Source organism: Pseudomonas spirodelae, assembly GCF_034653255.1.
In the GTDB taxonomy this organism is placed as follows: Bacteria; Pseudomonadota; Gammaproteobacteria; order Pseudomonadales; family Pseudomonadaceae; genus Aquipseudomonas; species Aquipseudomonas spirodelae.
Genome location: NZ_JAYEET010000006.1, coordinates 1 through 13,745, shown reverse-complemented (window position 1 = coordinate 13,745; position 13,745 = coordinate 1). Strand labels below are relative to the sequence as shown.

Below are 13,745 nucleotides of genomic sequence, written 5' to 3'. Positions count from 1 at the left end.
CAAACCGAGGCCAACATCAATCCATCGAAAAAACCCCAAACTCAGACTGATCTTTCACCACGTCCTCGATAAGGCCGACGTCAATTCGAGCTAGCCCCTCAGAAAAACCGTATACGAGCGCGGTATCGCAGAGCATATTGATGCTTCGCGGTACGCCCCGACTGAAATGGGCAACCCGCAAGTTTGCCGCCGACGTAAACAGCGGCTCCATTCGCCCGGATATTTTCAGCCGATGCTGAATGTAGCCAGCCACTTCCCCAGCTTCAAGCGGCGGAATAAAAAAATGCGATGACACTCGTTGCGCCAGCTGCCGAAGCTCCGGGCGGCGCAAAACCTCCTTCAACTGCGGCTGACCGACAAGAATTATCTGCAAGAGCTGGTCTTTATCTGCATTAATATTCGACAGCATGCGCAAAGACTCCAGCGCACTGACGCTAAGGTTTTGCGCCTCATCGACAATTAATAATACGCGTTTGCCCGAACCGTACTGACGCACCAAAAAACGCTGGAACGCGTCATAAAGAGCTACTGTCGACACCCCCTCATAAGGCAGATCGAAAGCCAGCATCACCCACTCAAGCAGATTATTCACGTCCTGATGGGTATTGTTTATCAGCCCGACCAGCGCCCGCCCATCAAGGTGATTAAGCAGATTACGTATTAAGGTTGTCTTGCCGCAGCCTATGTCGCCACTAATAACAGTGAAACCTGCCCTGTTAACAACGCTGTACTCGAGCATGGCATAGGCCATGCTGTGCCTCTTCCCCATAAACAGAAATTCGGGATCGGGCTGGATGGAAAATGGCTTTTCTCGAAGGCCGTAGAACGCTTCATACATAATAATTGCCTTGAGCCTGTTACAGCTTTTCCAGCGCCTCGCGGATTCGCTCAACGTCTTGTGAACTATTCAACTGACTCAACTCAAGCGCTTTTTCGAGTTCCTCGCGGGCTTGCTCTTTATTGTTCAGTGCCGCATAGCTCATGCCAAGGTGATAACGGAATACTGGCTGCTCGGGTAGTTGCCGCACTGCATCCTTGATTAACACCACGCCTTCTTCAAATTTACCTAATCGATAGTTGGCCCAGCCCAGAGTATCTTTAAAATAGGGCACATCACTGCGCCTGAAGCGAAGCGCGAGCTCGTAGGCACGAACCCAGTCAGCTTGCTCTGCCCGGTGTTCACTCAGAAGGCTTGCAAGATTGTTGACCACAACATCTGCACCCGGATAGTCCATGTGCAGCGCCTCGTAGGCAGTGATCGCCTCAGCAAAACGTCCGGATACCTCAAAAATACTCGCGCGGGCCATTAGAAGGTCAAAATTGCCAGGAGACATTGCCAGGCCCTGCTCAACAACCTGCTCCGCTTCAGCGACTCGGCCTGCACGCATATCCACGTTAGCCAAATTTATATAACCCACCGCCTGGGCCGGCTGAAGGCTGATGACCTGCTGAAAGATCTCAGCCGCAGCCTTGTCATCCTTATCGGCCACATGCAGCTCGCCTAAGAGCACAAGCGCACTCGTATTACTCGGAGTGGCCTGAATGACCGAGCGCAGAAAGTCCTTTGCCTCGCTCACTTTGCCAGCCAGCACGTAAGAACGCACCAGGGACACCATGGGCTGAACTTCTGCTGGCGCGGCATCGTAAACGCGCCGAAAAGCGGCAATGCTCTCAGAATAATCTTTACGGGCGGCAAAAATGGTACCGCGGATCTCGTCAGCAACCTGTCCCTGACCTGGCAATTGGCTCATCTGGTCGGCAACTGTTTGCGCACCCGACCAATCCCCCTGATTGATCCGAGCCTGTGCAAGTACTTTCATCGCCGGCACATGACCTGGCTCTTCCTGCAGGATCTCGGAGGCGACTGTCTCGGCACGCGCCATCTGGCTGCGCTGCAAAAGAAACTCGGCATATGCCATACCGAACTGCACCACCGGCTTGCCGTTTTCATAGGCCTTTAGATAGTTTTCCTGAGCAAGCTCAGCTGAGCCAGCAAGCTCATAGGTCTTGGCCAACATCAATAACGCACGAGGGGAATTGGGCGAGTCCCGTAGAATGCTACGTAAATCGGCAATCGCCTCATCATACTGTCGCCCGTCGACTGCCAGGCTGGCTTTTAGCAGCAAACCCTGTTCATTGCGCTGGTCTCCCGCGAGCACTTCGTTGATAAGAGTCTGTGCGACTGGCTTATCGCCATTCAAAAGCAGAACCCCCGCGAGCAAGCCTTTAGCTCTGATCGCATCGGGACTATCAGCGGACCTTGCGATGATAGTGCGAAATATCGTTTCGGCGGCACGCTGATCACCCTGGGACTGTTGCATCGCCGCGAGCGCAAAGCTGAGCTCATTATTGCTAGTGTCAGCAGAAATCATTTCCTGCAAGTACTGTAGTGCAGCGTCCCGGCCTTTGATCGTGCCAATAAAGCGGACGACATCGAGGCTGGCGTCAACATCCTCGGGATTCTCTGCCGCAATGGCTCGATACTCGGCCTCGGCCGCCTCTGCGCGCCCATGAACCAAATAAAACTCTGCCAACGTGTGGCGCAAGGCTCGTGTCTCCGGGTAGAGCGCGATCAACTTCCGAAAAATAGCCTCGGATGAATCCGTTTGCGCCATCGACTCCAATGCCTGCACCTTGATGAGCTGCAGTGCAATATTTTTGTCGTTGACCTTCAAACCCCGGTCCAGATACTCAATGGCTTTTTCCGCGTCGTTCGCCGCCAGACGCTCAGTAGCAAGCACCACCAACGCGTCAATATTGTTCGGGCTTATCTTCAGCGCTGCATTTGCCTGGGCCACAGCACCGATCTTGTCGTCCAGCTTGTAAAGAACACCGGCACGCAAACCCAGCACCTCAGCGTTATCTGGTGCTATGCTGAGGGTAAAGTCACTAGCCGCCAGCGCTCTATCCAACCGACCGGCAGCCAGCAACATGCGCCCCAACTTGATCTGGGTTTCCAGATGCTGAGGATCATAATCAGCCACTTTATTGAGCAAACCAAAAAGCTTCTCCCAGTCGCCTTGCTGTTCGGCAATCTGGGCTAGCGCAAACCATGCGGCAGTGAGATCTGGCTTTATTTGTAGCGCGTTCTGTAATTCAATGCGCGCCTTGAGCAAGTCCCCCTGCTCCATCAGGGACACTCCCCTCTCGTAGTACTTATTAGCCTTTTCTTCTGGTGTAGAGCAAGCCGTCAGGCCAATAAAGAAAACTGCCAGTAGCGCACCCCGGACATTCTTGCCAGCCTTGAGCCGATGTATCTTCATTTTATATCCAACCCTAGGGATCAATGCGGCACATGAGCCGCCAAGCGCGGCACAGCGAGTTTCATGAAATCTTGTATGCGTTGATCAGCATCAGCAGGCGCCTCAAAAGGCCGTATAACCGTGGTAACGCGCACCAAGGCACCATCGCTGCGATTGCGAACCAATGCATCCACTAACAAATACCACTTCATCCAGTATTCGTTGGCAATACGCCGACCGCGCTGCTCGAACCAATAATAAACAAGCTGCCGCTGCCCGCCGCGCTCAATAATGACGCGATTCACCTCAAAAGAACCATCACTCGAGTGCGCCAGCACTACCGGCAAACGGCTCAACCCGGTGATAAGCCAACCGCCACCTGGAATACAAACTTGCGGTGAGTGCGGTGAAACACCCTTACGCTGAGAGCCATAAAAGGCCGCATAAAAATTAACGACATCCGCCTCGCCGCGGCGGTAATCCGCAATAACATAGTCATCCAAGCCCAGGCTATTTTCGACCTCGACTTCCATTCTGCTCTCGCTGGCTTGCCATTCATCCAGGAACAAAGGAAAAGCCGTAAGCGGAAGGCGGTCCAAACGCAGCTCTTCACGATTGCCAATAACACTTACCGCGAGACTGGCCAGCACAAGGACTGGCAATGCAAAGACTAACGGGTGACGAGAGATTTTCGGTGCAGCCAGCGCACCACCGCCACGAATAACCGGGAAGTTCAGCGCATCGACCACGCGCCGCCGGGCACCGAGTCGTTCGAACAACCAAACCTCAGCCAGCAAGATCATCAGACAGGCCATAAAGATGATCCAGCCTTCAAAATAATGCAGAAAGCCATCAGCCATGCCAATGCCCCAGCGCTCCACCAGCACACCGACCGCAGCAATTCGCAGGCTGTTCGTCAATACGGTCACCGGGATGGTAGAGAGAAACAGCAAGCCTTTCTGCCATAACGGCCCACGGAACATATACCCCATCAGGAAGCCGATGCTCAGCAATGGATAGAGGTAGCGCAAGCCACTGCAAGCCTCTACGACCTGCAGCCGGTAGACGCCAAGATCAATAATGTTGCCTTCGAGAAAAACAGAGATATTGAAGGCCCTGAGCACCCACACACCAATTTCCGAAGAAATTAATTGCAGACGCCAGGAGAGCTGCGAGTCAACGAAATAAGGCAAGGGAATAGCGAATACAAGCAAGAGTAAAGGCAGCACTGTCACCCTAAGCAGCGATCGACCTCCAAAACAGAGTACCAAGGCCAGCAGGCAACACAGAAAGCCGTATTGCGCGATGATGAAGATCGCGGTCAGCTCCCCCATCAACAGCATGCCAACCGCGATCAGCAAAAGCACTAACCCAGCCCAAGATGGCGAGCCGACACTCGCGCGCAACGCATCACGGCGCTGCCAGAGCAACCACAGACTTATAAGGGGGATAAAAAAGCCGTGACTGTATTCCTCTTGCTTGCTCCAGCGGCTGACCAGCTCGACCAAGCCGCCAAAGTAGGCGGCAAAGGACAGAAGAACGGCGACTACAAAGAAAGTAAACATCCGCCCGATCTTGCCGGCCATAGACTCGCCCATAGGAAAACCTTCCTGATTGATTAATTTTCGTACGCACCGCAGCGCAACCTCTAGGCCGAGAGTAGGACTTCCAACCTAGATTTACGGGGGGCTTTACTATACCTAGCGGCGGAGGATAATATCACTATAACATCACCCCACCACCCCTCTTTTTTGGTGCGCTGCCATGAAAATACGAGTTTCGAGGACGCTTGTCGCTATCCTGCTCTGCGGATTAGCAACCGTCAGCCATAACGTCATGGCTACCACGATGACACTACAACACCAAGGCTCAGCCTATGGCTTCCTCAACGGAAATATCAAAGCTGACTTTACCCCTACGACTTGGTGGAACCCCGGCACCTGGGGGCTTGAGACCCGTTCGGCATCTGCAGGCGGGCTCAACATGCTTGACACAAGCACCGGCAAATCACTGATTGCTTGGTGTGTGGACGTATTTACTTCGCTCAGTAACAAGTTCGACTACACAGTCGGCAGTTCCACCCAGCTCAGGAACAGTGATGCTCTGCAGAAGCTGGTCAATCAACGCTACTCCCAAGTGTCCGACACACGAACCTCAGCAGCCTTCCAGCTGGCTATCTGGGAAATTGTTACCGACACCGGCGGCGGCTACAGCCTTAACAACGGGACGTTCCAGGCAAACGGCTTTGGCAACGCGCAAGCCTTGGCTCGCGACTGGCTGAAACTCGACGGAGCGAATACCGGTAACTACAAAATAAGCTACTTCTACGACGGTATTCTAAACGACAAGAAAACTTCGCAGAACCTGATCGCTATCTCGTCCGTACCGCTTCCCGGCGCTGCGGTTCTGATGTTGTCGGCACTTGGCGTTGCCGGTCTGATGGGGCGCCGTCGACGTGCAGCCAAACCCTTGTCTAATGCTGAGCAATCGGCTGTAGCTATTTGATAGCAGGGTAAGGCAACTGCAGCGCCGGGCTTGGCAATTGATGCTATGTGCGCCTTTTAGGGTGTTTCTCCTAGGCTCGATAAGCCGTCCGCCTGGCCAAACAGGTGGTGATGTTGCGCGTGAGCTTATTAAGCAGCGCCTCGGTCGGTACGCCTTACGCCTGTCGTTAGCGGCTTGTTATCGGTAACGCTAGCTCAGCCCTACCGCTGGCGTTTATCGCAGTTTCCACACCAGCAAGCAGTCCGCCACCGTCAAACGTTTAGAAGGCCACTAGCCGCAACAGCGACCTCACTGATGCCCGGCACATCAGGTATCAAGATGATCTCTGGCGGCTATTTCCCGACCGGCCATGCTTTCGAAGGGATCGCCCAGCTCCCAATAATACCTGTCGCGAATTACATAACGCTTGCGTGATGGCTTTCGCTGCTTTTCATATGCCTACCCATGCTTGAGCTGACAATTGCTGGCGGGGCCATGCCGATATAAAGCACGATGCCCTGAGGTCTGTTGCCGTTTCGTTTGCGGCCGCGCGGAGCCAGATTTAGCACGAGGCAACGCACGAGATTCGAAGTTTAGTCGGCTAACTGAGCCATTGAGAAACGCATCACTGCTGCAAAAACGTGATCAGCCAGTCTGGCGCGGCGTTTAGGTTGCGCGCAAGATCTCGCCATGCGGTACTGGAGGATCTGACAAGGAAACGCGGTGAACAGCGACTTCATTCCCTGCATCCTTCGCTTAGAGGAACGCCGACCTGGCAAAAAATTTTCGCGACAACGCGGCGTGCGACGATAGATCCAAGCAAAGTGGAGTCGACACTCTTAGCACTGATACTATCCAGCGATCGGGCCGCAGACCCGCTCTTAATAGCGCAGGCCGGCTACAGCCTGCGAGCAAATTACGCGGATCAGCCAGCATCATGTATACCCACAGCAACTGCTGAGCAGATTGATTGAAGGTACTTCAACAGGCCTGTCCTACTTTAAACGAGCACCACCATGCGCATTATCATTACAGGCGGGGCTGGTTTCATCGGCTCGGCGCTGATTCGCCACATGCTCAACGACACCCAGCACCAGATACTCAACCTCGACAAGCTGACCTACGCCGGCAATCTGGAATCGCTGACAAGTGTCGCCGAGCACCCGCATTACCGCTTCGTGCAAGCGGATATCGGCGACCGAGCGCGGGTCGACGCGCTGCTCGCTGAGTTTCAACCCGAGGCCATCATGCACTTGGCCGCAGAGTCCCATGTAGACCGCTCTATCGACGGGCCAGCGGCCTTTATCGAGACCAATATCGTCGGCACCTACAGCCTGCTGGAAAGTACCCGCGCTTACTGGCTCGGACTGGACGCCGAGCGCAAGGCGGCCTTCCGCTTTCACCATATTTCCACTGACGAGGTATATGGCGACCTGCATGGCGTCGACGATCTGTTCACCGAAAATACGCCCTATGCGCCCAGCTCGCCCTACTCGGCCAGCAAGGCGGCATCCGACCACCTGGTTCGCGCCTGGCACCGTACCTATGGTCTACCGGTACTGTTGACCAATTGCTCGAACAATTACGGTCCCTACCATTTCCCGGAAAAGCTGATCCCACTGGTGATCCTCAACGCCCTGGATGGCAAACCTCTACCTGTGTATGGCGACGGCCAGCAGGTGCGCGACTGGTTGTACGTGGAAGATCATGCCCGCGCCCTGCTCAAAGTGGTAACAGAGGGCCAGGTAAGTGAGACCTACAACATCGGCGGGCACAACGAGCAGACCAATCTGCATGTAGTGGAAAGCATCTGCGCGTTGCTTGACGAGCTGGCACCACGGCATACCGGCGCTTACAAGGATCTCATTACCTTTGTACAGGATCGCCCTGGCCACGACCTGCGCTATGCCATCGACGCAAGCAAGATCCAGCGCGACCTGGGCTGGGTCCCACAAGAAACCTTTGCTTCCGGACTGCGCAAGACCGTGCAGTGGTACCTGAACAACCTCGACTGGTGCCGCCGAGTACAGGACGGCAGCTATCAGGGTCAACGTCTCGGCACCCAAGGAGTGACAGCATGAAAGGCATCATCCTCGCCGGCGGATCGGGTACGCGACTGCATCCCATTACCCTGGGCGTGTCCAAACAGCTGCTGCCGATCTACGACAAACCGATGATCTACTACCCGATCTCGGTGCTGATGCTCGCGGGTATCCGCGATATTCTGATTATCTCCACACCTCAAGACCTGCCGAATTTCGAGAAGATGCTTGGTGACGGCAGCCAATTCGGCATCCGACTGAGCTATGCCGAACAACCTTCACCGGATGGCCTGGCCCAGGCATTCCTGATCGGTGAAACGTTCATTGGCACTGACTCGGTCTGCCTGATTCTTGGCGACAACATCTTTCACGGCCAGCACTTCACCGAGCAGCTCATGCGCGCAGCCGCGCAGCCTAGCGGTGCGACGGTTTTCGGCTACTGGGTCAAGGATCCGGAGCGCTTTGGCGTGGTCGAGTTCGACGCTCTGGGCAATGCCGTGTCCATTGAAGAAAAGCCAGCGCAGCCCAAGTCCAGCTACGCCGTGACTGGCCTGTATTTCTACGACAACAGCGTCGTCGATATTGCTAAAGCCGTGCGGCCCTCCAGCCGCGGCGAGCTGGAAATCACCGATATCAATAACGCCTACCTGGCTCGCGGCGGCCTCCGTGTGGAGCGCCTGGGTCGTGGCTTCGCCTGGCTCGATACCGGCACTCACGACAGTCTGCTAGACGCGTCCCAGTACGTGCAGACCATTGAGCATCGCCAGGGCTTGAAGGTCGCCTGCTTGGAAGAGATCGCCTACCAGCAGGGTTGGATCGACAGCGCGCGCCTGCTCAGCCAGGCCCGCCTGTTTGGCAAGACGGCCTACGGCCAATACCTGTTTGGCCTGGCCGAGGAATAAGCATGCGCGTAATAGCTACAGAGTTATCGGACGTAAAGATCATCGAGCCCAGCGTTTTCGGCGATGATCGCGGCTTCTTTTACGAGAGTTTTAACGCCCGCACGTTTGCCGAGGCCACGGGGATCACCCACACCTTCGTTCAGGACAATCACTCACGGTCCGCGCGCGGCGTATTGCGAGGCTTGCATTACCAAGTTCAGCAGCCACAGGGCAAACTGGTGCGGGTCAGCGCTGGGGAAGTCTTCGATGTCGCTGTGGATATTCGCCGCAGCTCACCGACCTTCGGGCATTGGGTAGGAGCCCTGCTGTCGGCGGAGAACAAGCGCCAAATGTGGATTCCCGAAGGCTTCGCCCATGGTTTTCTAGTGCTCAGCGAGTCCGCCGAATTTCTCTACAAAACTACCGACTACTATGCGCCGCAGCACGAACGCTGCATCCGCTGGGACGATCCACAGCTGGCCATCGACTGGCCGCTGACGACAGCCCCTCTGCTTTCCGGCAAGGACCAGGCGGGCACAACGCTGGCCGCGGCCGAGCTGTTCCCATGAGCATCCTGCTGCTGGGCGAACACGGCCAGGTCAGCCACGAACTGCAGCGCTGCCTGCCCGATCTGGTGGTACGCGGCAGCGCTCAGCTCGACCTGAGTGACCCTGCGCAGATACGCCAACAGGTGCTGACGCTGCGCCCACGGCTGATCATCAACGCCGCTGCCTACACCGCCGTCGACCAGGCCGAAAGCGAACCGGAGCGCGCCTTTGCGATCAACGCCGACGCACCTGGCGTGCTCGCTGAGCTGGCAGCAGAACTGGCAGCGCCGCTGATCCACTACTCCACCGACTACGTGTTCGACGGCAGCCTCGCCCGCCCTTACCGCGAGACCGATACGCCTAACCCGCTCAACGTCTATGGCCGCAGCAAGCTCGCTGGCGAGCAGGCGATTGCGCGCGTCGGCGGCGCGCACCTGATTCTGCGCACCAGCTGGGTCTACGCCGACCACGGGCGCAACTTCCTACTGACGCTGCAGCACTTGTTGCAAACCCGCGAGCAGGTCAGCGTGGTCAGCGACCAGATTGGCGCGCCGACCTGGGCCGGCAGCATCGCCAAGGCCACTGCCGACCTGATTCAGCGCTGGCAAGCGGGCCAGCCGGGAAGTTGGGGGGTTCATCATCTGACGGCCCAGGGCGAGACCTCGTGGTTCGGCTTTGCCGAAGCGATTGGCGCCACCCTGCGCGAAGCCGGCCTGCCCTGTGCGCACCTGCTGCCCATCAGCAGCGCCGAGTACCCAACTGCCGCCGCGCGCCCGCTCAATTCACGCCTGGACTGCAGCCAGCTGCAAGCCGACTGGCGCATCCAGTTGCCGCACTGGCGCGAGGGCCTGACGGCCTGCCTGCGGCAATCCGCCTGATGCAACCACGCAGCAGTCTGGCGGGTTTTCCTGCCGGATAAAAAGCGAACGTGCATAATGCGCCGGTTCCCCCGGCGCTCAATCTCCATGACCTCTCCCACCCGTACTCCCAAACGCCTACGCTGGCGCAGCCTGGTGATACTGGCGCTGCTGCTGACGCCGCTGCTCTGGCCCCTGCAACAACTCGCGCAGCGTTACTACAGCAGTGTGCTCGCTGAGCAGAACCGCCAGACCCTGGATTTCTACGTCGCCAACCTGCTCGGCACCCTGCGCCGTTACGAGATCCTGCCGCAGATCCTCGGCGACCTACCAGACCTGCGCCGGGTACTCGAAGCGCCTGACGACAGCCGTGCACTGGACAGCGCCAACCGCCTGCTGCAGCGCATTCGCGAGCAGACTGGCGCGGATGTCATCTACCTGATGGCCCCCTCGGGTAATACCCTGGCCACATCCAACTGGGATAAAGACGACAGCTTCGTGGCGCGTAACTTCGCCTTCCGCCCGTATTTCCGCGAGGCCATTGCTGGCCGCGTCGGCCGCTTCTTCGGCCTGGGCACAACCTCCGGCAAGCGCGGCTATTACTTCGCTGCCGCGGTACGCGATGGCGAGCGCAACCTCGGCGCGCTGGTGGTCAAGGTCGACCTCGACCACACCGAAACGCTGTGGGGCAATACGCCCGAGCAATTGCTGGTGACCGATGCCAACGGCGTGGTCATCCTCACCTCACGCAGCGACTGGCGCTTCCATGCCAGCCGCCCGCTGGACGCCGCCGAACGTGCCGCCATCGCGGCCAATATCCCCTATCCGACCCAGTCGCCGCCGCCGTTGCGCCTCGACGAAGGTGCCTGGATCCGGCAGAACCGCACGCTTGAGGAAACCGGCTGGACCGTCAGCATTCTCGCCCCGCGCGCCCTGGTCGACCGCCCTGTGCGCACGGCCGTGGCCATTGGCGGTGGCGCCCTGCTGGTCCTGTTGCTGCTGCTTGGCCTGATGATGATGCGCCGCCGTCATTACCTGGAACGCATCGCCCTCGACACCCGCGCGCGCCATGAGCTGGAGGAGCGGGTGCAGGCGCGCACCCAGGACCTGGAGCTGCTCAACAGCCGCCTCAAGCAGGAGGTGCTGGAGCGCGAGCACGCTGTTTTAGGCTTACTCTGCGCGCTCAGTGGTACATCCATTTTGAATGAGCTTTCAGACGAGCCACTAGGTGGATGCATGCAAGCGATTCGACTGTTGTGCAGCGATGCTGCAGGTTTGTACTCAGCGGCATGGGAGAGCATGCCGCGAGGCACCGCCTAAAGCACGGTGACCACTTACAAGGGCGTATCCGCCCTACTCAAAGACGAACCCTCACTGGCATCCAGTAACTGGGTAATGTTCGGAGCGGCCACGGAGCAAACCGCTCGTCCATGTTCAAAAGAGGCAGGTGTTACTGACCCGCCCCTTTTGAAACCGAAAGTTCATCCTCAAATCGCTTTACGAACTCAAGCAGATCAAGGCTCAGCACGTGACAGATGTCCCGCAACTGAACAAGGTCGAGCCGGCGCAAACCACGCTCGATATCACTTGTGAAAGACTGGGGCCTGCCAAGCGCTTCGGCGAAGCGCGCCTGAGTCATCCCAGCATCCACGCGACATTGCTTCAGCAGCCTGAGCAAAACCAAATTTTCGTCTCGGTATACTGACTTTTCCAAAAGCCACTCTCCTCCCGACTTGACAGCGTACAAAGGTATATCTAATCTTCATATATCTGATTTATGGATATTCAGATTTAAATTATCGGAGACGCCCATGATCACCACAACACAAACCACATCTGCAGGCGGCAAGCTTCAGCTCAAAATGAACATGGAATCGCTGCAACTCCGTGTGGAACTGAAATCACTGCTTCAGTCGTTCGGCGCACAGCCATCTCTGGCAGAGCTTGCCATCACAGAATTTGGAGGCGAACTCCTTATTGAAGAGACACCGGAAGCTGGGAGCTCGCTCTACTACTTGCCGCTCCGTCTAGCTCCAGATTTTATTGATCACATCCTTGATCAACTCTGTCCGGATAGCAGGCCCGCAGCCATTGAGTGCTTGAACAAGTATCGCGCTGCATGGAGTAGGGCAGATCAAGACACCGAACAGATGCTGGAGAAAAATTCTGATCTACGAAGATCACTACAGCTGCTCAAGAGACAAGATCAGATGGCCTACACCCTGAAGAGGATGCTCTCCTCGCTTCAAAAAAACCGCCAACCGGCCCTCTAAATCAGGGCTGCGATCATGACCACCAAACGTCCAAAAGAGTTTTTAACTCCCACGCCCCAAGAAATCCTGAACGCAATAACCCTCTGGCAGAGCATGCACGGGGCCCCAAACGGGCAAATTACGCGGGTCGCAAGGATGGAACGGGAATTCACGACAGCTTTTGGGGGCAGCTTCGGCACCGTCTCGGTTAATCAATTGCCGCAGGCAATTGATCTACTGTGCAACGTCATTGCCAACCTGGAGCGGTTTAGTTTCAGGACTGCCACCGAGAGACTGGAGCTGATCATGGAGCACCTGGTCACGACAATCGGAAAAGGTTCGGGGCGCGCAGGCTTCGCCGATGCAGAAGCCCTGACGAGCGCACTACAACTCGCGCGACTGGATCCCAACTTCCCTTACACGTACCCCGGTTGGGCTAAATGATATGACCGACCTCAGTCCATTGGCTGAGCTTTTTCCGGGTATCAGCCGGCCTATTTCCGGCAGCTCGATGCCGGATAAAAAGGCTCTCAGCTGCGCCTGCAAGCACTTTCCTAGCACGTCAGGCCTGCAACATACAGCAGACGCTATGGCGGTAGTGGGCAGCTAGCTACCTCAGCTATTGCCCGGAATGTCACAAGCCATCCTCAGGGGATGTGGATCACATCAACCATGAATTCACTAAAAGAAATCACAGAGCAACTGAACGCTGTAGGGGTGTCCATGCCCGGCAGTTCCATGTCCGACGAAGAGGCACTCAGCTATGCCCGAAAGAACTTCCCCTATGGAAATTTTTGCCTGGTGCGTGACTGGCTGTGGCTCGATATAGAGACCACGGACGCTCAACGGCATGCCCTGGAGAAGACACAACGCCAGCCGGCTTTGATCTATGCGCACCAGGTTGTCTTCGACAGCGAGCGACGATGGGATGTCGGCGACTTCGTGAGAACTTCGCTACTGCATCAGTTCAGCGAGGGATTTCATTTCAGAACGCTCAATTCTGTGTACCTGCTACTGGGCCCCGGTACTCGCAAGCCTGCCAGCGCCGACACCATCGCATGCCTGATATAAGCCATGGAGTATCCCGGAGAACACACGGGCGTCAACCCGGAGTTGATCATTGATCTGTGAGGAGCAGTAATGCGCCCAATTTCTCCCGAGAATATGCAGAAGTGTTGGCGCTGATGGAAAATTGACCCACCCTGCCGATTGAAATTTGACCCAGGGCGGATTGCTGATTTTGTTACCAGCAACTGTGGATAAGTCTACCAGCGCAGCTGCTGTTGCCCCCACTCCTTCGCTAGCCCAGTTCAGTTGTTTAAGACCTGCCACACGCAGCCATGTAGCAGGCCGTCGTCGCCATGAAATCAGAACGGCTCATCGTCCTCCGGTTCTTGGCCGCCCTTACGCTTTCGCTCCCGKGATTTGATCTTGGCCTG

At 56.6% G+C, this 13,745-nt stretch carries 13 protein-coding genes and 1 pseudogene; 9 read left to right on the top strand and 5 right to left on the bottom strand.

Features of this window, described 5'->3' with window-relative positions:
- Positions 1-16: 16 nt before the first annotated feature.
- From SOP97_RS02590 to xrtD, 3 genes are read right to left on the bottom strand one after another with little or no spacing between them, the layout of a single operon-like run.
- The gene (locus tag SOP97_RS02590; RefSeq protein WP_322948132.1) at positions 17-838 is read right to left on the bottom strand and encodes an ExeA family protein; all 822 of its coding nucleotides are present in this window, start codon (positions 836-838) and stop codon (positions 17-19) included.
- A 19-nt stretch (positions 839-857) separates the two neighbouring features.
- A complete protein-coding gene (locus SOP97_RS02585; protein WP_322948131.1) occupies positions 858-3,263 on the bottom strand; it encodes a tetratricopeptide repeat protein in 2,406 nt (801 codons plus the stop codon).
- A 20-nt stretch (positions 3,264-3,283) separates the two neighbouring features.
- Complete coding sequence (gene xrtD, locus SOP97_RS02580) at positions 3,284-4,840, bottom strand: VPLPA-CTERM-specific exosortase XrtD (RefSeq protein WP_322948130.1); 1,557 nt, start codon at positions 4,838-4,840, stop codon at positions 3,284-3,286.
- Between the two features lie 166 nt (positions 4,841-5,006).
- On the opposite strand from xrtD, the gene SOP97_RS02575 reads away from it, so the two are divergent.
- Positions 5,007-5,747, top strand: a complete 741-nt coding sequence (locus tag SOP97_RS02575; protein WP_322948129.1) for a VPLPA-CTERM sorting domain-containing protein — start codon at positions 5,007-5,009, stop codon at positions 5,745-5,747.
- 572 nt (positions 5,748-6,319) lie between these two features.
- Here the strand turns inward: SOP97_RS02575 and SOP97_RS02570 are convergent.
- Complete coding sequence (locus SOP97_RS02570; protein WP_322948128.1) at positions 6,320-6,466, bottom strand: hypothetical protein; 147 nt, start codon at positions 6,464-6,466, stop codon at positions 6,320-6,322.
- A 276-nt stretch (positions 6,467-6,742) separates the two neighbouring features.
- Here SOP97_RS02570 and rfbB point away from each other — a divergent pair, with 276 nt between their 5' ends.
- From rfbB to SOP97_RS02545, 5 genes and pseudogenes are all read left to right on the top strand, one after another.
- Positions 6,743-7,807 (top strand): dTDP-glucose 4,6-dehydratase, encoded by a 1,065-nt coding sequence (rfbB, locus tag SOP97_RS02565; protein WP_322948127.1) that lies wholly within the window; start codon positions 6,743-6,745, stop codon positions 7,805-7,807.
- Positions 7,804-8,670 carry a glucose-1-phosphate thymidylyltransferase RfbA gene (rfbA, locus tag SOP97_RS02560; RefSeq protein WP_322948126.1) on the top strand — a complete coding sequence of 289 codons (867 nt, stop codon included), beginning with the start codon at positions 7,804-7,806 and terminating at the stop codon, positions 8,668-8,670. The genes rfbB and rfbA overlap by 4 nt, the downstream gene beginning before the upstream one ends.
- A 2-nt stretch (positions 8,671-8,672) precedes the next feature.
- A complete protein-coding gene (rfbC, locus tag SOP97_RS02555) occupies positions 8,673-9,218 on the top strand; it encodes a dTDP-4-dehydrorhamnose 3,5-epimerase (protein WP_322948125.1) in 546 nt (181 codons plus the stop codon).
- Positions 9,215-10,075, top strand: a complete 861-nt coding sequence (rfbD, locus tag SOP97_RS02550) for a dTDP-4-dehydrorhamnose reductase (RefSeq protein WP_322948124.1) — start codon at positions 9,215-9,217, stop codon at positions 10,073-10,075. Before rfbC ends, rfbD begins: the two co-directional genes overlap by 4 nt.
- A gap of 87 nt (positions 10,076-10,162) precedes the next feature.
- Positions 10,163-11,215, top strand: a pseudogene (locus SOP97_RS02545) (cache domain-containing protein); the annotation flags it as partial.
- A gap of 289 nt (positions 11,216-11,504) precedes the next feature.
- Here SOP97_RS02545 and SOP97_RS02540 read toward each other — a convergent pair.
- The gene (locus SOP97_RS02540) at positions 11,505-11,768 is read right to left on the bottom strand and encodes a helix-turn-helix domain-containing protein (RefSeq protein WP_143508064.1); all 264 of its coding nucleotides are present in this window, start codon (positions 11,766-11,768) and stop codon (positions 11,505-11,507) included.
- A gap of 97 nt (positions 11,769-11,865) precedes the next feature.
- On the opposite strand from SOP97_RS02540, the gene SOP97_RS02535 reads away from it, so the two are divergent.
- The 3 genes from SOP97_RS02535 to SOP97_RS02525 all read left to right on the top strand — a co-directional run bounded on the left by SOP97_RS02535 (position 11,866) and on the right by SOP97_RS02525 (position 13,377).
- Positions 11,866-12,327, top strand: a complete 462-nt coding sequence (locus SOP97_RS02535) for a hypothetical protein (protein ID WP_143508063.1) — start codon at positions 11,866-11,868, stop codon at positions 12,325-12,327.
- A gap of 15 nt (positions 12,328-12,342) precedes the next feature.
- Positions 12,343-12,750: a hypothetical protein gene (locus tag SOP97_RS02530; protein ID WP_143508062.1), complete on the top strand. Its 408-nt coding sequence runs from the start codon at positions 12,343-12,345 to the stop codon at positions 12,748-12,750.
- Positions 12,751-12,978: 228 nt separating this feature from the next.
- Positions 12,979-13,377, top strand: a complete 399-nt coding sequence (locus tag SOP97_RS02525; RefSeq protein WP_260678994.1) for a DUF6957 family protein — start codon at positions 12,979-12,981, stop codon at positions 13,375-13,377.
- Positions 13,378-13,745 lie beyond the last annotated feature (368 nt).